15 protein-coding genes are annotated in these 19,594 nt (G+C 39.5%); 3 read left to right on the top strand and 12 right to left on the bottom strand.

The window, feature by feature from the left end; genetic code table 11:
* Positions 1–76 precede the first annotated feature (76 nt).
* Positions 77–1,435 (bottom strand): tRNA uridine-5-carboxymethylaminomethyl(34) synthesis GTPase MnmE, encoded by a 1,359-nt coding sequence (gene mnmE / locus AC3ITD_RS10240; protein WP_265802035.1) that lies wholly within the window; start codon positions 1,433–1,435, stop codon positions 77–79.
* Between the two features lie 258 nt (positions 1,436–1,693).
* Between mnmE and AC3ITD_RS10245 the strand changes: the two genes are divergently transcribed.
* Complete coding sequence (locus AC3ITD_RS10245) at positions 1,694–3,220, top strand: sensor histidine kinase (RefSeq protein ID WP_265802037.1); 1,527 nt, start codon at positions 1,694–1,696, stop codon at positions 3,218–3,220.
* A 226-nt stretch (positions 3,221–3,446) separates the two neighbouring features.
* On the opposite strand, the gene AC3ITD_RS10250 is transcribed toward AC3ITD_RS10245, so the two are convergent.
* From AC3ITD_RS10250 to AC3ITD_RS10275, 6 genes are all read right to left on the bottom strand, one after another.
* A complete protein-coding gene (locus AC3ITD_RS10250) occupies positions 3,447–4,853 on the bottom strand; it encodes a TolC family protein (protein WP_489366225.1) in 1,407 nt (468 codons plus the stop codon).
* Complete coding sequence (locus AC3ITD_RS10255) at positions 4,840–8,037, bottom strand: efflux RND transporter permease subunit (protein ID WP_265802040.1); 3,198 nt, start codon at positions 8,035–8,037, stop codon at positions 4,840–4,842. Before AC3ITD_RS10255 ends, AC3ITD_RS10250 begins: the two co-directional genes overlap by 14 nt.
* Positions 8,038–8,134: 97 nt before the next feature.
* On the bottom strand, positions 8,135–9,331 hold the full coding sequence (locus tag AC3ITD_RS10260; protein ID WP_489366227.1) for an efflux RND transporter periplasmic adaptor subunit: 1,197 nt from the start codon (positions 9,329–9,331) through the stop codon (positions 8,135–8,137).
* Between the two features lie 73 nt (positions 9,332–9,404).
* Positions 9,405–10,010, bottom strand: a complete 606-nt coding sequence (locus AC3ITD_RS10265; RefSeq protein WP_265802044.1) for a TetR/AcrR family transcriptional regulator — start codon at positions 10,008–10,010, stop codon at positions 9,405–9,407.
* 380 nt (positions 10,011–10,390) lie between these two features.
* A complete protein-coding gene (locus AC3ITD_RS10270) occupies positions 10,391–11,674 on the bottom strand; it encodes an IS4 family transposase (protein ID WP_489366659.1) in 1,284 nt (427 codons plus the stop codon).
* Between the two features lie 210 nt (positions 11,675–11,884).
* Positions 11,885–12,910, bottom strand: a complete 1,026-nt coding sequence (locus AC3ITD_RS10275; protein ID WP_489366230.1) for an IS110 family RNA-guided transposase — start codon at positions 12,908–12,910, stop codon at positions 11,885–11,887.
* A gap of 295 nt (positions 12,911–13,205) precedes the next feature.
* Between AC3ITD_RS10275 and AC3ITD_RS10280 the strand changes: the two genes are divergently transcribed.
* Positions 13,206–13,640, top strand: a complete 435-nt coding sequence (locus AC3ITD_RS10280; protein WP_489366232.1) for a GNAT family N-acetyltransferase — start codon at positions 13,206–13,208, stop codon at positions 13,638–13,640.
* 382 nt (positions 13,641–14,022) lie between these two features.
* On the opposite strand, the gene trpA is transcribed toward AC3ITD_RS10280, so the two are convergent.
* From trpA to trpD, 4 genes are all read right to left on the bottom strand, one after another.
* Positions 14,023–14,790, bottom strand: coding sequence for a tryptophan synthase subunit alpha (trpA, locus tag AC3ITD_RS10285; protein ID WP_489366234.1), 768 nt, complete (start codon positions 14,788–14,790; stop codon positions 14,023–14,025).
* A 110-nt stretch (positions 14,791–14,900) separates the two neighbouring features.
* Positions 14,901–16,082, bottom strand: coding sequence for a tryptophan synthase subunit beta (gene trpB / locus AC3ITD_RS10290; RefSeq protein WP_265802095.1), 1,182 nt, complete (start codon positions 16,080–16,082; stop codon positions 14,901–14,903).
* Positions 16,083–16,386: 304 nt separating this feature from the next.
* Positions 16,387–17,022: a phosphoribosylanthranilate isomerase gene (locus AC3ITD_RS10295; RefSeq protein WP_489366236.1), complete on the bottom strand. Its 636-nt coding sequence runs from the start codon at positions 17,020–17,022 to the stop codon at positions 16,387–16,389.
* Positions 17,022–18,008: an anthranilate phosphoribosyltransferase gene (gene trpD / locus AC3ITD_RS10300; protein ID WP_489366238.1), complete on the bottom strand. Its 987-nt coding sequence runs from the start codon at positions 18,006–18,008 to the stop codon at positions 17,022–17,024. The genes AC3ITD_RS10295 and trpD overlap by 1 nt, the downstream gene beginning before the upstream one ends.
* 280 nt (positions 18,009–18,288) lie before the next feature.
* On the opposite strand from trpD, the gene AC3ITD_RS10305 reads away from it, so the two are divergent.
* Entirely contained in the window at positions 18,289–19,236 is a 948-nt protein-coding gene (locus AC3ITD_RS10305; RefSeq protein ID WP_489366240.1) for an ion channel, read from the top strand.
* 3 nt (positions 19,237–19,239) lie between these two features.
* On the opposite strand, the gene AC3ITD_RS10310 is transcribed toward AC3ITD_RS10305, so the two are convergent.
* The gene (locus tag AC3ITD_RS10310; RefSeq protein ID WP_489366242.1) at positions 19,240–19,473 is read right to left on the bottom strand and encodes a hypothetical protein; all 234 of its coding nucleotides are present in this window, start codon (positions 19,471–19,473) and stop codon (positions 19,240–19,242) included.
* Positions 19,474–19,594: the final 121 nt, after the last annotated feature.

The raw sequence follows: 19,594 nt of genomic DNA on the forward strand, positions 1-19,594 counted from the left end.
TAAAGAAAAGAACTATTTGACTTAAATACTTGATAGTCAAATAAAAGAAACTAAAGAAAACTAAAAGAAATGGTATTTATTTCCCAATACAAAACTTGGTAAAAATATTCTCCAGTAAGTCGTCGGTAGTAACTGTACCCGTAATTTCCCCCAGATAGTGTAAAGCTTGTTTAATATCCATCGCTAAAAAGTCAGACGTAACCGGATTATCTACATTAGCCAGTACACGTTGCAAAGCATTTTCGGTTTGTTTTAAAGCTTCTACATGGCGGATATTAGTCACTAAAGTTTCACTCGTGTTAATATGATGCAGATTAACCTGCTCCAACAAGGTGTTTTTCAACTCGTCTATTCCTTGCTTTTCTTTAGCTGAAATGAAAACAACATTTATATCTCCATAGGCTTTTCGTTGATCAGGGATGATTAAATCTGCTTTATTAACCAGAACCAGATAGGGAATTTCCAATTGGCTGAGTCCCCTCACCTGCTCCTCAATTTCAGCGATGCTTTGGGCAGCATCGGCCATATAAATAATCAGCTTCGCCTGCTTCATTTTCTCCAGCGTCCGCTCTACGCCCAAAGCCTCAATGATGTCGGCAGTATCCCGGATGCCGGCGGTATCAATAAAGCGGAAAACAATGCCCCCTATCGTCAGTTCATCTTCAATAGTATCTCGGGTGGTACCTGCGATGTCAGAAACAATAGCCCGTTCTTCATTCAGTAAGGCATTCAAAAGGGTCGATTTACCTACATTAGGTTTGCCGGCAATCACAATCGGAACACCATTTTTGATTACATTCCCCATCTCGAACGAAGAAATCAAGCGCCTCAAAACATGATTGATTTTATTTACTAAATTCGTCAGCTGTTCCCGGTTGGCAAATTCTACATCCTCTTCAGCAAAATCCAGCTCAAGCTCAATCATTGAAGCAAAATGAATCAATTGTTCCCGCAAAGCTTTCAACTCATTGGCAAAACCTCCACGCATCTGTTGCATGGCTACATCATGTGATGCTTTCGAGTTCGAGGCAATCAAATCGGCCACGGCCTCTGCCTGACTGAGATCAAAAGCCCCGTTCAAAAATGCCCGCAAAGTGAATTCGCCAGGTTTGGCTGCTCTTGCACCTTTGGCAATCAACAGATTAATAATTTGCTGAATAATATAATTGGAACCATGGCAGGATATTTCCACCACATTTTCTTTGGTATACGATTTTGGCGCAACAAATAACCCGGCCACCACCTCATCAACAATATGATCGCCATCTTTAATTAAACCAAAATGCAAAGTATGTGAAGCCTGTTCCGCCAGGTTCTTACCGGCAAAAACAGCATTAGTAAGTTCAATAGCATCCGGTCCAGATAAACGGATCACGCCAATGGCGCCCGATCCTGATGGGGTAGATAACGCAATAATGGTATCTTGATTATTCATGTTTCCTTTTTCTAACCGCAAAAATAAGGCTATTTAAATAGGATAACGTGGGTAAAGGGTAATTTTTTCGCATTTCCTCCGGCACTTTCGCTCAATGAACCCAATGCATTCTTCGGAAAATATTAAACAGGTCCAAGTTTGCAAAACCAGATCAGAAGCATAAATACACTACCTGCATTAAAATATTGATTTATCTCCACACCACATTTTTTTTACTTTAAGAAGCATTTATTTTTAGCCCTTTCGCTAAATTTGAAGATGAAAAACATTGGTGATGCACCGGATGAGGCGCAAAAATTCCCCGAAAACTTCAATCCAAATGGGGACGACCTCACCTCACTGCTCCTCCTGAATGCGCTTCCGCAACAGGTTTGGAAAGCAGACGCTGAGGGCATGATCGATTATGTGAACGATACCATTTGCCGTGATTTCGGCCATGAACAATCCACCATCATCCAAAGCGGTTGGGAATCCTTTCTACATCCCGAAGATCTTTCCGAAAGCTTACATATTTGGCACGAATCGCTCAAAACAGAAAAAGAATATACCACAGAGTTCCGGTTGCGATTTGCCGACGGCCACTATTATTGGCACCTGGCAAGGGCCGTACTGGTAAAACGCGAAGGTAAACCCAACTTTTGGGTGGGAACCAATACCAATATACAAGACCACAAAAACATCGAATTCCGTAAGGATGAATTTATTTCCATTGCTAGCCACGAACTCAAAACGCCGCTCACTTCCATAAAAGGCTATAACCAGATGTTGCTTCGCAAAGTGGAAGACGAAGCCATTAAAGCCTACCTTTTGCGTACGGAAGGCCAGTTGAGCAGGCTCGAAAAATTGATTAAAGATCTCCTGGATGTGAGTAAAATCAATGCGGGAAAAATGCTCTTGAACATCGAAAGTTTCAACTTTTCGCTGATGTTACAGGAAGCCATCACCGCAATGCAGCAACTTTCGCCCAATCACCAGATCATCCTGGATAACCAGCTCGATCTTCAGTTTGAGGGCGATCATTACCGCTTAGAACAAGTGGTGCAAAATTTCCTCTCCAACGCGGTAAAATATTCGCCTGATGCAGATCGCGTGGTGGTTACCACGGCCTTAAAGGATGGAAATGTGATCGTTTCCGTAACGGATTTTGGGATAGGCATCGAAACAGTGCATCTGGGTAAATTATTCGATCGTTATTATCGGGCTGACAATTCTTCTGCCCGTTTCGATGGTTTGGGTTTAGGCCTTTTTATTTCTGCAGAAATCATCAAACGTCATGGTGGAAGTTTTTGGATAGAAAGCGAGCTAGGGAAGGGTTCCGTTTTCTCCTTTAAATTACCTTTAGACCCTAGCCGACCGATTGTGCCCGAAATGAGAACTACAGATCATTATAAAGATCGATACCTGACCATCTCCTGCCCCGAAAATGATGACATCATGTACGTGGAATGGGTGGGCCATCAAGACATGCGATCTGTTAAACATGGAGGCGCATTAATGATTGAATATTTAAAAGCGAATCCTCGTTCAAAAGTATTTAACGACAATCGCCTCGTTTTAGGAACCTGGTCTGAGGCATCTGATTGGGCCGCAGAAACCTGGCTGCCATTAATGGAACTAGCAGGCCTGCAATTCTTCGCTTGGATTTTCTCAGCCAGTGTATTTAGCCAATTATCAGCACAAAAAAGTGTCGATAACGAAGAAAAAACTTCACAAATTGAATTCTTCCATTCTGCAGATGAAGCAATGGTTTGGTTAAGGAAATGTGGGTACAGTTTAGAACATTAACCACAGAGGAAACTCAGATTTCACAAAAAAAAACACAGAGAACTGATCACACTAAACAAGATTCTCTGTGCTTTTTATTTATATTAGGAAAGAGTAATTAAAAACATTGAGCATTCGCATTTCTTAATAGGATTATAACAAACATAACAACCCTATTGCACACCGCCCTTTCCATCATGCTATGCTTCCCCTTTCAGGGGGAAGGTGCCCGCAGGGCAGATGGGGGCTAATTCCAGCCTCCGCCTAAACTTCTATACAAACCCACCACGGCATTTAACTGCTCTGTTTTAATGGTGGTCAACTCCAGTTCGCTTTGCAACAAATTTCCCTGGGCAGTAATTACCTCCAGGTAGTTGGCCATACCGCTTTTAAACAATAAGCTTGCATTTTTCGAAGCCTGCTGTAGCGTTTGTGCCCTCTTGGCAGCAATGCTGTATTGTGTTTTTAACTTTTCTACTTTTGTTAACTCATCAGAAACCTCACCTACCGCATTAATCACCGACTGGCGGAATTGAATAACCGTTTTTTCGCGGTCAATCTTTGCCAGTGCCAGGTTAGATTTCAGCTGTCCCCGTTGGAAAATCGGCTGCGTAATTCCTCCGGAAACTAACCCGAATAATGATGCCGGCATGCTAAACCAGTTGCTTGCTTTGAAAGAATTAACCCCACCACTTGCGCTGATCACTAAAGAAGGATATAAACTTGCAGTAGCCACCCCAACCTTGGCATTGGCTACATTCAGCGCCAGCTCTGCAGATTTAATATCGGGTCTGCGACTTAACAGTGAGGAAGGAAAGCCCGCATTCAAATCCTGTGGAATAGCCATTTTATCCAAACGGCTCGTACGATCTATTGCCTTTGGCAAGATGCCGATTAAAACACTCAGCGCATTCTCCTGTAAAGTAACATTTTGCTCCAATCTTGGAATCAGTTGCGCTGCATTTAACTGCTGCGCCTCTGCCTGCTGAATAGCAAGCGAAGTAACTTGCCCGGCATCAAACTGTAAATTGATAATCCGCAAAGTGCTATCGTTTAGCTTTAAATTTTTCCTGGCGATTTCCAGTTGCGCATCCAACATCAACAAATTATAATAGCCTTGTGCAACATTGGCTACCAATCTGGTTTGAACTGCTTTACGGGCTTCTTCGGTTTGCAAAAAACTGGCTAAAGCGCCAGCTTTTTGATTGCGGATTTTACCCCAGATATCGGCTTCCCAAAGTACGCCAAGGTTGGCCGTATAGTCTTCAATATGAGTTGAGCCAGTAAACTGGTTCAAACTTAAGCCGTTCAAACTATTATCAGATGGGCGGCTGGAACTCGCGGCAACCTGCAACTTCAATTCTGGTAAATAACCCAACTTCGACTGTTTGAACAAAACTTCTGCAGCATCGATGTTTTTCAAAGCAAGTTGCATATCAACATTTTTAACCAAAGCGGTATCAATTAAATTTTGAACCGTAAGGTCGTTGATGAAGTTTTTTAAAGGCAAATCTCCAACACTCGAAGAGTCTTTTTGTATGGCGTTTCTAAATAACCCCGGCACAAGATTTGGCAAGGATACATCTTTGGAAACTGAACATCCGCTCCAGATTAAAGCAAGGAGCAGGATGGTAAGAATATTAAACCGTTTCATATAATTCATGATTTATAGGAGCTTCTTCATAATAATGTGGAACCTCCTCTTGTGATTTTTTTGAAAATTTTTCCTGGATGGCCTGGAAGATGACAAAGAGTACAGGAATGATAAACAAACCTAAAAATACCCCCGAAACCATACCTCCGGCAGCCCCGATACTAATCGAATGGTTACCCTGCGCCGATGGGCCAGTTGCCCCCATCATCGGTATCAAACCAACAATGAAAGCCAGGGAAGTCATAATGATCGGACGGAGCCTCGATTTTGCAGCCTCTAAAGCCGCAGCCACCAAGGGCTGTCCTGCCCTCCTTCGTTGAACACCAAACTCCACAATTAAAATTGCATTTTTGGCGAGCAATCCAATCAACATAATCAATGCTACCTGTACATAAATGTTATTTTGGATTCCCGTTAAACCAATCGCAACAAATACCCCGAATATTCCGGCAGGAATAGATAAAATTACCGCCAATGGTAAGATATAACTCTCATACTGTGCCGAAAGCAGGAAGTAAATAAATACCAGACACAGTAAGAATATCACGGTAGATTGTCCGCCTGAAGAAATCTCTTCACGGGTTTGTCCTGAAAATTCGTAGCTGTAACCGGCAGGCAATTGTTTCTCCGCAACTTCTTCAATGGCTTTAATTGCTTGTCCTGAACTATAGCCTGGTTTTGGAATGGCATTGATAGAGATAGAGTTGAACAAATTATATCTCGACGCGGTTTCAGAACCATAAATACGGCTCAATTTCACCAGCGTGTTAATCGGTACCATTTCGCCCCGGTTACTTTTCACAAATACCCTGTCAATGGTCGATGGGTCTGCCCTGTCCTGAACATCAGCCTGAACAACAACACGATAATATTTACCAAAGCGGTTAAAGTCTGAAGCCTGTGCACTACCGAAATAGGTTTGCATCGTTTGCAGAATATCTTTCACATTCACGCCCAGCTGATCGGCTTTTTCATCATTAATATCCAGTTGTAATTGTGGATAATCTGCCTTAAAACTCGTAAAAGCTACCGCAATCTCCGGACGTTTCATCAACTCGCCAATAAACTCTTGCGAAATGCCACTAAACTTATCCAGTTTACCACCTGTTTTATCCTGAAGCACCATATCCAGCGCTTCCACATTACTAAATCCTGGTACAGTTGGGAAACTGAATACAAAGAAACTTCCACCAGAGATGGCACCTAATTGACCACGAACCTGGTTCATAATCTCTTCAATATTTTTTACAGCACCCCGTTCTTCATTTGGTTTCAAGAGTACAAACACTACAGCCGATGATGGACTGGTAGAATTGGTTAAAAGGTTGAAGCCGGAAATGGCGGTAACATCTCTTGAGGCATCAAGCTTGCTCAACAAATCCTCTGCTTGTGTCATTACTTTCTGCGTTCCATCCAATGAAGTTCCCGAAGGCGTGTTTACTGCAATGGCAATAAAACCTTGATCTTCGGTTGGAATAAAGCCCGCAGGAGTAGTTTTAACCATAAAAACCGTCGCCAATGTAATTAACGCTAAACCACCCATGCTCAACCATTTGTGTCGAACCAAAAACTTTAATCCGCCAACGTAACGGTTAGTTAAGGAGTTAAAACTGTGGTTAAACCCGTTGAAAAACCTTTGCTTGAAGTTTGGTTTAACAGCTGGCTTGTCACTAGGTGTGGAATGATTGTCTTTTAGAAACAAGGCCGCTAGTGCCGGACTTAAAGTCAACGCATTTACTGCAGAAATTACAATGGCGATGGCCATGGTAAAGGCAAACTGCCTGTAAAATACGCCTGTTGAACCTTCCATAAAACCGACAGGTAGAAATACCGCAGCCATAACCAAAGTAATGGAAATGATGGCACCGGTAATTTCATGCATCGCTTCATGGGTTGCCGCTTTCGGACCTAAATGCTTGTGCTCCATCTTCGCATGCACTGCTTCCACCACGACAATCGCATCATCAACCACAATACCAATGGCCAGAATGAGGGCGAAAAGTGTTAACAGATTGATGGAGAATCCAAACAACTGCATAAAAAAGAAAGTACCTAAAATGGCTACTGGAACAGCAATAGCTGGGATCAGGGTTGAGCGGAAATCTTGCAGAAACAGGAATACCACGATAAATACCAATATAAAGGCTTCAACAAGAGTATGCTCTACCTGCTCAATAGATTGATCTAAAGAAACTTTTGTACTGTAGAAAATATTCTTTTTAATTCCGGCTGGAAAACTTTTTTCCTGTTTATCCATCAGCTTGTTAATCGCAACCTGAATATCGTTCGAGTTGGACCCCGCCAACTGGATAATGCCCATTACGATCGCTTTTTTACCGTTGATGCGGGTAATACTGTTGTAAGAATAAGCCCCAAGTTCTATCCTCGCTACATCTTTCAGGTGCAAAACAGAACCATCGGCATTTGCACGTATAGCTATATTTTCATATTCTTCGGGTTTAGTTAGTTTACCTTTATACTTAATTACATACTCGAAAACCTCTTTACTTTTTTCGCCAAATTTACCTGGAGCTGCCTCCAAACTTTTATCCTGAATGGCTTTCATGATTTCATTTGGCGTAACCTGGTAAGTAGCCATTTGGGTTGGATTTAACCAAACCCGCATCGAATAATCTTTTACTCCACCAAAAATAGCGGCCGAACCTACTCCAGGGATACGTTTGATCTCCGGGATGATGTTGATTTGGGCATAGTTGGCAATGAAAGTCTGATCATATTTCTTCTCATCATCGGTGTATAAACCAATGGCCATGATGAAACTGTTTTGCTGTTTTGCCGTGGTTACCCCTTGTTGTACCACTTCGGTCGGCAACTGACTCGTAGCCTGGGCCACACGGTTTTGAACATTTACCGCAGCCTGATCTGCATTTGTACCTAATTTAAAGAAAACGGTAATGGCTAACGAACCATCGTTACTTGCAGTAGAACTCATATAAGTCATGTTTTCTACCCCATTGATGGATTCTTCTAGCGATGGTGCAACCGAACGTAAAACCGTTTCGGCATTCGCACCCGGATATACAGCTGTAACCAAAACCGATGGCGGCGCAATATCAGGGAATTGTTGCAAAGGCAACTTCGTAAGACCAAGTACACCTAATATCACCAATAAAATGGAGATTACGGTTGCCAGTACCGGCCTTTGTATAAATATCTTGAACATTGTTTTTTATTTATTTTTTGTTCTTATTGTATGCTTTAAGTTTTTTAGTCTCGAAATCAAGGAATTTTCCTCCAAACTCAAGACCTCAAACTCCCAACTATTTCTTTAAGCTCGCTGCTTTATCAGTAGCTTTTTCAGGGGTAATCACCTGTCCTTCCTGCAAACGATCTAAGCCACTTAGCACGATTTGGTCGCCAGATTTTACGCCGTCTTTGATCAGGTAGTTGTTTCCACTTTTACCGATAACAGTGATAGGCATTTTGCTCACCTTGTTGCCTTTGTTCAAAGCGAATACAAAAACTTTATCCTGCATTTCTACAGTAGCCGACTGAGGAATTAGAATGGCATCATCGTGTTTCAAACCAAGGCGAAGTTTGCCTGTATTTCCCGAACGTAAAGTTCCGCTGGCATTTGGAAAACTTGCTCTTAATGTAATTGCACCAGTGTTTTTATCAAACTGACCATCAATCATATCAATCTTTCCTTTGATCGGATAGATAGAATTGTCGGCAAGAACCAACTCAACAGCCGGAAGATGTTTGATTCTATCTGCAGGAGATTTACCTGGATAATTTGTATTGAAACTGTTGAAATCGTTTTCTGCAAGTGCGAAGTAAACATGCACTTCGTGGATATCAGATAATTGAGTTAAAGCAGTTTGATCGGTTGGCGAGACCAAACTTCCTTGCTTTTTAGGTATGCGGCCGATGTAGCCACTAACCGTTGCCTTAACATTGGTATAACCCAGGTTAATTTTGGCTGAAGCGACACTTGCTCTAGCTTGCTCGGCATTTGCCTGGGCAATTTTATAGGCTGTTTTAGCTGTTTTTAACTGAAACTCAGAAACAACCTTATTCTGAACAAGTGGTGTTAGCTTATCAACTTCCAATTGTGCATTAAGAATGGCAGCTTCCGCTGCATGCAAACTTGCTTTTGCATTGTTCAGTGCTTCACGGTATGGGTTTTCATTGATCTTAAAAAGCGTTTGCCCAGCTGAAACAAAGGCTCCTTCGTTAACCAACACGCTTTGTAAATAACCGCTAACTTGTGGTCTAACATCAATATCAACCGCTCCCTGAATAGATGCTGGGTATTCGATGAAAGTTGTTTCTGTGCTTTCATTGACCATACTAACAGGCAAAACAGGCGGTGGTGGTGCAGCTGCAGCTTGGTCAGGCGATGATTTACAACTTACTAAAGCTACAGAGAGTGTAAATAAAATTAACACTGACTTAACATTATTAAACTGTTTAACAGTGTTAAGTAAAATAAATAGGCGATGGATAGCATTCATATGAAATATAATTTATTATGGATTTAAAGTGTATAAATAATCTAACAGTGTTAAATGATAGATTAAAAAATTTTTAACTGTTAATAGATAGCGTGATACCTTTGATGGCGTCTTTTAAAATTTGTTGGTTAAGATCGTCAGTTGTTCTACCATTTGGGCGTACTAGATTGATTGAGATTAACCCGTGAATGATAGACCAGTAGGTATAGTACTTCATGCAGATATCATCTTCAGATACTGGTTTGTTTGTAAATAAAGATTCAATCACATCACCTAGCATGGCAGAAACTTGTTCAGCTTCTTGCATAGAATTTTTCACTGTGCAACAAACCATATCCACACCATACATTAACTGGTAAAATTCTTTGTGTGAAAAAGCAAAGTTCCAATAGGCTACCCACATGGCTTCCATTTTATCTTCAGGCTTTTCGTGATCATCACGGGCTTCACGAATCGCTTTGCCCAAAATCTGATAACCTCTTCTTGTTAATTCCAGCAAAATACCTTCTTTATTTGGAAAATATTCATAAATGATCGGCGCTGTATACTCAATCTGGTCGGCAATTTTACGCATACTTAAAGCCTGCCACCCTTCCGTTTGAACAATGTTCAAGGCTGCATCCAGAATACTGGTTCTGGTTTCTTCTTTTAAACGTAAAATTCTTTCTTTGCTTCCCATGACTGGAATTTATTAAGTGTAAATAATCTAACACCGTTAAGCAAATGTAGAACCATTTCAGAAATTGACAATCATTGAATTGTCAAATGAAATTTGGACATGGTAACTATTACCTGCAGATAGTTTAAACAAGGATTCTAGAAGTAATTAATATTGTAGACAGATTTTGGTGACTCACAAAAATCGTGACAAGCAGACGTTTTTCTTTTTGGAAAGCAACTCATCGTCATTTCGAATGAAGCGCAGCGCAATTGAGAAATCTTTGAATCATGCCAAACTTGCTTTAAAGTTCCTTCACTAGGGTCGAAATGATGACAATGAAAATGAATTTAATACTTTTTTCCATCGGTTGGTGTCTCATCCAATGCTATTAACTTAAGCTATTTATATGTCTGATGCGTTCTGTTTTTTCTTTTTTTAAATGTTATTCTAGGAAAGCTTCTGTCCGGTTTTATAGGTATTTTAGATGATGCTATTAGCTTAATAAGAGATTGAATTATATCTTCCGGGTGTTCTGTATTTAGTATTTGAATAATTGCTTTTCTGACAAACCTGTAAGCATTTTGCCAATTGTATTTATATTTTAGTTTTCGTTTCTTGTTCTTATCGATTTTCTGCTGTGCCTGGATACCAAATAATGCAACCAGATTCATCATGAATACATGGGCTTCAAACTCCTGGAATATTCCATCGGGTTTCCGAGTACCAAACTGTTCTAATTTCATCTTTGGTTTTAATTTCTTAAAACCTTCTTCTACTGGCCATCTCTGCCCATAAAGAGCTTTCATATTCACTGTGCATACATCATTCATGTCTAATAAAGAGGATACGAGAATTTCGATCTCCCCAGTATTTAACTCGATTTTGGTAACCCTGACCGTAATTGTTTTAGTATCTAACCCATGCTTTAAGCAGGATTCCATTTCTTTTGGACTGGGGTGCCACTCTGTTATAAAATCATTTTCGCACTCCTGAACTATCCGTTTTGCAAAACAGGACTGCGCACTGCTTATACGAATACAGAAATCCTGTTTGAGTGTGCAAAGTTTTTTGAAAATATGAAAATATCCGAATCCCCGGTCTAAAATAACTACGGATTTACGGGATGGTAGTTCTTCAAGGCATGCATTAAAAAGTGTTCTCTCTACGTTCTCCATCTTTGATATCCTTTTGGAAAGAATTGCGCCACTAAAAACATCATAAAACATAAAAATCTGTGCCAGGCAACTCTTTATACTTTCACCTTTTTGTGAATATATTCCAAAAAAATCTTTTATCTGTCGGGAAGGTGGTAGCCCAACTGTAGAGCCATCACCGGCAATCAATTGATATCCCCTCCAAAGTTGTGATGGATGATATTTGTGATGATCTGCCAGTATCTCGTTGAGATCCTTGAAAAAAGAAAGGGATATTTTATATCGAGCCTTAGAAAAGGCTGCTCCTGTAACCACTTTTGATGATATACTGGGCAAAATTGTAAAAATGTTGTACTCTACAGATTCTTTAAAAAGATTCAATATTGTAGAAACCACAACTGGAAAGCTTAAACTTCGCTTGCGCGTAAAAAAGATTGGCTCTTTAAGATATTGAGAAAAATTATTTTTATCCTGAATGAAATCAAATGTTTTTTTTAGGAGCCACTTTATGTTGCTCCCTTTTGTGATTTGAAGAAATTATACTCATCTTATTACTGTTGTTTTGATATTCAAATATAGCCATAAATATTTGAATATCAAATACTTATAACGCTAAGTTAATAGCATTGGTGTCTCATCAACCGAAACGATCATAAACACGTGGATGGTAAGATACCAACCACTAAGACAAAGATTTCTCCACTGCGCTCGAAATGATTGTTATGATAAATACAAGTTTTATGCTGCTATTTTATGGTTATTTTTAAAAGGCATCTGGTTTTTGACAACCGCCGCGACCCTAAGCACTATTTTGTTTCTAATTGCATTTAAAATACTCATGCCATGCTTTCCCTCATCCTTTTTTCTGTTGTCGTAGTTTTTGATTTCTAGGTTGTGTTGAATAGCAGATAGGGCGCACAGATGCAACAATCTTTTGAGTTCCTTGTTGGCCATTCTATGAAACCTTGTCTTACCTTTTATGCTTATGCAACTGCTGTGCTCAAACGGCGCTACGCCTGCATAGCAGGCTAGTTGTTTTCCGCTGGGGCTACCTGCAAAGTTAGCCGTGCAACCGATAAGATATACAGCAGTTACATGTCCTATTCCCGGGATGCTGAGCAGCAATTTATAATTGCTTTTGAAAGCTTTGTTCTCTTCAATTATTTTCTTGATTTCGGTCTCAATATTGCTGATGGATTTAGCTATGCCATCAATGGCTGATCTTAGTGATCTCTCAATCAGTTTCTGATGTGGTTTCTCATTTACGTTTCCCAGTTCCTTAATGGAAACCCCCAGGCTTGTGATCTGTTTGAGCAGTTTTGTCCTGGCAGAGATAAAGTCTTTAAGGTGTAGCAGAACGGGGCTCAAAGGCGCTATAGCAGTTAAGGTGTCCGATTCCCTGTAGGCATAATTACATAAACGGAGGCTGTCTATCTTATCATTCTTTCCCCTGGCTATGCCAAAGCTCCACTTGATATGTGCCGCATTGCCAATGTGGATGGGCAGGTGTTTCCTACTGCAGAAAGACCAAATCAGACGGTGATAGATTCCCGTGTTTTCAATGACAACAAGAGACTGCTCATCAAAGGTTACCTTATGGTTTTTAAGCCATTTGTCAAAGGTCTTGGTCCCTGTGGCATTGTTGTCAAAGCGGGCAGTCTCAACGGGCTGCTTTAAATGATTAACCACCGCCATCAGAGAAGCATCAAAGTAGGGTTTCGAAACATCAATACCGATAAAGAATTTTGTGGTGCTAATCATCATGTTATTTTTTATGTTTGTAACGGTTACCTAATTTCCAACCCATCGATCCAAGTCCTTAATAATGGGTACTGCCCTAATTGTTATCTGGTCACCAAGGGAGAAAATCGGTAGCGGATTGCATCATTTCATAGGTATAAAACCTTGACGAACCATTAATGTGCCGCTACCGATTAGGTAATCTTTTAAATATTTTATTCAAAGCTAAACTAATTGTAAAATTCAATTAACCCCTAAATAAGATACTGATACAAATCTAAAGGACGATTTATAAAAAAAAATTCAATATTTTAGTTTTATGATTTACCGCCAGGCAGAAATATCCGATATCGCTAAAATCCAAATCGTTCGACATTCCGTTAAGGAGAACACCTTGTCTGACCCTTTACTCGTCACCGATGCAGATTGTGAGGAATTTTTAACCCAACGTGGCCGAGGATGGGTCTGCGAAATTGATGGAAATATAGTAGGCTTCTCTATCGTTGATTTGAAGGAGAACAATATCTGGGCTTTATTCGTAATGCCAGAATTTGAAGAAAAGGGAATCGGCAAAGCGCTCCATCGATTGATGATGGATTGGTACTTCAACCAAACAAAAAAAATGGTTTGGCTAGGAACCGCACCGAACACCAGAGCCGAAAAGTTTTACGAAAAACAAGGCTGGAAAAATGTCGGGATGGTAAATAAAGGGGAAGTAAAGTTTGAAATGAGTTATGAAGATTGGATAAGATAAAAACACAAAAAGCCGTCAATTCGAATGAAACGCAGCACAATGGAAAAATCTTTGAATCTTGTACCAACTCATCTAAAAGAGTTCTCTGCTACGGTTAAAATGACGATTTATAAAATTTACTCGCACAACTTCATATCCAACTAAGCCCCACCACATCATCTCCGTTTTCTTCAATATAGCCTAAATTTCACGAACAGCTCCTTCTCTTTCAGGAGAGGGCGGGGTGAGGTATTTTCAGTCGATGTTTTTTTCCTTTTAGAATCAACAAAAAAAGCCATTCCGGCCAGGACAAAAAAACAAAAGATCGTAGCGAGACGCTACGACCAGAACTGGGGATTGTTTCGTGCCTCGCAATGACGAAATTTGCTTTACGGTCACGACCTTAAGATTTAAACTTCTTCATAAACTCACTTACATTCTCTTCGATATTCCCATTCTCGATAGCTTTTACGAAAGCGGTACCAATTATTGCCCCATTTGCATAAGAACAGGCTTTATCAAAAGTTTGCTTATCGCTAATCCCAAATCCAATCATGGTTGGATGTTTTAAATTCATATTCTTAATTCTGCTGAAGTAATTTTCCGTGGTATTGCCTACTTCGAGGTTTTTACCAGTTGTTGCTGAAGAAGAAAGCAGGTAAATGAAACCGTTTGTTAAGCCATCAATTTTATGGATACGCTCATCAGCGGTTTGTGGAGTAATCAAAAATACGTTGCTCAGATTGTGTTCTTCGAAACAGCCTTTGTAAAATTCTTCGTATTCTACCATCGGCAAATCGGGTACAATGCAGCCATCTACTCCTACTTCAGCACAAGCTTTACAAAAGTTTTTTACACCGAATTGCAAAACCGGATTTACATATCCCATGAGTAAAACAGGAATAGTTACGCTTTTGCGCAAATCCTTAAGTTGCTCAAAGAGCAGCTTTAAGTTCATGCCTTGATCTAGCGACTTTTTACTACTGGCCTGAATTACCGGACCATCAGCAACAGGATCTGAATATGGGAATCCGATCTCTAGCATATCAGCACCAGATTTTTCTAAAGCTTCAGCAATTTTAATCGTATCGCCAATATTTGGGAAACCAGCGGTATAATAAATTGACAATATATTTTTTTTCTCTTCGAAGAGTTGTTTGATTCTGTTCATTGTTTTCAACTTTTCGTCGTTGCGAGGCACGAAGCAATCCTAAAACGATAGCAAGGTTAATAAATCCAAAGCATTAAGATTGCTTCGTACCTCGCAATGACGACTTATCTTTATAATTTAAAATATTTAATGTAAGTATCTAAGTCCTTATCGCCCCGTCCTGATAAGCAAACCACCACATTTTCGCCACCTTTAAATTCCATTTTTTCTAAATAGGCTAATGCATGTGCGCTTTCTATTGCGGGTATTATTCCCTCCAATTGTGTTAACAACAAGCCAGCATCCAAACTTTCCTCATCGGTAATGGAAACGTATTTCCCGCGGCCAGTTTTGAATAAATGGGCATGTTGCGGACCAATTCCCGGATAATCCAAACCAGCAGAAACCGAATGCGGCTCCACCACCTGTCCATCATCTGTTTGCATTAAAATACTCCGGCTTCCATGTAAAACTCCTTCTTTTCCAAGATAAGTAGTTGCTGCAGAAAAACCACTTGAAACACCTTTTCCAGCCGCTTCAACAGCAATTAATTTCACATTTTCATCTTCCATAAAATGATAAAACATACCCATGGCATTACTTCCACCACCAACACAAGCCAAAACATAATCTGGTTGATCGTTTCCAGTTTGCTCGATCAATTGTTTTTTAGTTTCCTCAGAGATAATAGACTGGAAAATGGCAACCATATCTGGGTAAGGATGTGGCCCAACCACCGAACCGATAATATAATGGGTATCAACCGGATTGTTGATCCAGTCTCGCATCGCCTCGTTAGTGGCATCTTTAAGTGTCTTACTTCCAGAACTTGCCGGTACCACTTTAGCGCCCAACATTTTCATCCGGGCAACGTTTGGTGCCTGCCGCTCAATGTCTACTTCGCCCATATAAATTACACATTCCAAATTACGCAGGGCACATACGGTAGCGGTTGCCACGCCATGCTGACCAGCACCTGTTTCGGCGATGATTCGCTTTTTTCCAAGCTTTTCTGCCAGAAGAATTTGACCTATTGTGTTGTTGATTTTGTGTGCACCAGTATGATTTAGGTCTTCTCTTTTTAAGAAAATATTCGCCCCATATCTTGCTGATAAACGATTTGCCAAATACAATGGCGAAGGGCGACCTACATAATCCTTCATAAGTTGATGAAATTCCTTTTGAAAATCGGCATCATCAATAATTTTCAAGTAGTTTTGACGCAATTCTTCCACGTTTGGATAGAGCATTTCCGGAATGTATGCTCCACCAAAATCTCCGTAATATCCTTTTTCGTTTACTTTGTATTTCATAATATCTTTAATCAATATTGCGTCGCTTAAAACCGACGGTAGTGAACTTTCAATCTTTTATTTCTTAGCCACTTATTATTCCATTCTGCAAAGCCTTGCCACTCCATCTCCGTTTCACTCTAATCCGGCCTAACAAATTTTCGAAATGCATTATCCAAGCCAAACCTCTAACTTTAATAGTGAGATTTTCAGCCCGTGTTTTTTGTTTCTTTTTGACATCAAAAAGAGAAGAGCCCGTCCGGCTAGGACAAAATATAATCAAATTCTACTCCCTTTCCACTCCAAACGGATAGCATAAGGAAAACTAATGACCGAGTTTTGCAAAAAACTCTCCAATTTTCTGTACATCCTTAACTCCTGCCTCAATTTCAAACCGACTATTAATGTCTAACGCATATAATCTCGAATTCTCAATTTTTGATATCGCTGCTGCATGTTCTAAATCTATTCCTCCACTTAAAAAATAAGGCTTATTTAATTTATAATTCTCCAAAATCTTCCAGTCGAAAGTTTTCCCTGAACCACCATGCGCTTTTGTTTTTGTATCGAACAAAAAGAAATCAACTACATTTTCATAAACATCTAAAACAGAAAAATCAAACTCCTCCTCTACGCCAAAAGCTTTAATTACTTCCAAACTATTAAATGACTGTTTCAATTCGTTACAGTATTCAACCGATTCATTGCCATGTAACTGAACAGCTTTTAACTGATAAAGATTTACTTTTTTCTTAACAACCTCCAAATCTTCGTTTACAAAAACGCCAACAGTTTTAATTTGATGAGGCACATATTTTATCAATTCGGCAGAAACATCAGAAATAAATCTCGGCGACTGATCATAAAATATGAAGCCCAAATAATCTGGTTGTAACGCAGCGACAGAAGCAATGTTCGCTCCAAACTTCATCCCGCAAACCTTTAGCTTTAAACTTCTCATCAAGCTACCAATTTTTTAAAACTTTCCAACGCCTTTTTGCTTACCAATGATTCTTCGGCTTCGTAAAAACAATCTGCAAAGCTGGCGATTGGTTTGATTGTTTTGATGGCTAATGCTGAGTTGCAGAGCACTACATTGTTTTGTACATCAGTAGCCTCACCATTAAGTACATTCATAAATATTTTTGCAGATGATCCTACCGTATCTCCACCCTTGATGTCATTTACTGCAACCTTTTCAAAACCCATATCGCTTAAGGTCAAAATACTTTCACCTTTGTTATTGAAAGTTTTCACATCGCAAGTGAGCGAGATCTCGTCGTATCCCTCAAGCGCATGCACAATCGTGTAATTTTTGGTAGTATCCTGATATAAATAATTATACAAACGGGCAAGTTCCAAACTGAAAACCCCAACCATTTGATATTTTGGTTGTGATGGATTAACCATTGGTCCCAGCATATTAAAGAAGGTTTTGATGCCCAAATCTTTCCGTATCGGTGCCACAATTTTCATTGCCGGGTTAAATAAAGGAGCGTGTAAAAAACATATTCCAGCGGCATCAAGGTTCCGTTTCAAAATATCCTGATCATTGGTAAAATTATAACCCAGATATTCCATTACGTTTGATGAACCACAACCTGAAGAAACGCCATAATTACCATGCTTTGCTACTTTATGTCCTGCACCAGCCACCACGAAAGAGGAAAGGGTGGAAATGTTAAAAGTGTCTTTTCCATCTCCACCGGTACCGCAAAGATCAATTAATTCATAATCAGAAAAATCTGTTTTAATGCCCAAATCCAGCATGGCATCGCGGAAACCCTGAAGCTCATCAACAGTGATATTACGCATGGCATAAGCAGTAATAAAAGCGGCAATTTGCGAAGAATTAAATTCCCCCTGTGTAATGGAAATGAGTATATTTTTTGCCTCTTCCCTACTGAAACTTTTATTTTCGAATAAATGATTTAAGATTTTTTTCATTTTTATTATTTCCCTCGTTCGTCGTTCTGAACTTGGTTCAGAATCATTTTTACCAGATGCCGAAATAAACTCAGCATGACGACAGCCCATAAAAAAAGGATTGCTTTTTGGGCAATCCTTTTCATCGTTTATAAAATATTTTAAAATATATAACAACAGAATTTGCCTAACGAATTTCGTTATGCCACCACCAATTGTTATTTAAGTTTTTAATTATCATGTTTATATAGAACAAATATTGATATACTTTTTTATATTTCCAAAATCTTTTTAACAATCTATGGCATTTTTTAAGCGAAAAGTACAGTTTAATGATGATTTGGGTTTCGGCTCGAGCCCCGTAATCAAAAATCAACGCGTTCTAAATACCGATGGCACTCCGAATATTGAACGTACAGGCTTACCCTGGTTTAAATTTGATGATACGTATACTCGGTTAGTTACCATGAGTTGGCCTCGTTTTTTTCTGGTGATACTCATTGCCTACCTTATTGTAAATACTTTATTCGCTGTTGCTTACAACGTTATTGGAATCGAAAATTTGAATGGAGCAAATGGCAAAACCCTTCGAGATCAATTCTTTGATGCTTTTTTCTTTTCCGCACAAACCATTTCTACCGTTGGTTATGGCCACATTTCTCCGCAAGGTTTTATTACCAGCGTTCTGGCTGCTTTCGAAAGTATGTTGGGCTTGTTGGCTTTCGCACTGGCTACCGGATTGCTCTATGGCCGTTTCAGTAGGCCTACTTCCAAGGTAACTTTTAGTAAAAAAATGGTTATCGCACCTTACCAAAACGGCCTAGGTTTAATGTGTCGGCTTGCCAACCTCAGAAAAAATTCTTTAATAGATGTTGAGGTGGAAATGTTTATGACTTTTAACGAAACCGTTGATGGAAAACTCAAACGTAGCTTTTATCCATTAGAACTGGAGCGCAGTAAAATTGCTTTTCTTTCGTTGAACTGGACTTTGGTACATCCTATAAATGAAGACAGCCCCATTTTCGAAAAAAATTTAGATGAACTAAAATTAGCCGAAGTGGAAATTTTTGTGATTTTAAGGGCATTCGACGATACGTTTGCGCAAACAATCCATACCCGTACCAGCTATCAGGATGAAGATATTGAATGGAATGCAAAATTTAAGATTATGCATTACCACAACGAGGCCGGCAAAACGGTTATGGATTACAGCTTATTTGATCACACAGAAAAGGTAATGGCTGATTAATTATTACCAAACGGGTGGGGCATAAAAGTTTTGCAGGTTTTCGCAATTGTAACCGAATTTGGTAAGTAAAGAAACCGCATCCCCAATTTTATCAACACTTGAATCTATTCTAAGGATTTTATCAGCGTCTAATAGATCAACACTCCAGGTTGCTCCAGAAAGTAAGTTGTTTAAATGCTGGGCGATTTTATTGAGTTCAACTCCTGTTTGAATATTCGTTTTAAAAATCGAGATCATAGGGTAATTTCTTAAGTAAAATTTTAGGTTTTCAGGAGTAGAGACGAATGAAAATTAGAATTACTTTAAAATAAATGTAAATAATTTCAATTTGTTGATTCCATGGCACTTAAAATTAATC

This window comes from Pedobacter sp. KH_004, assembly GCF_057840755.1.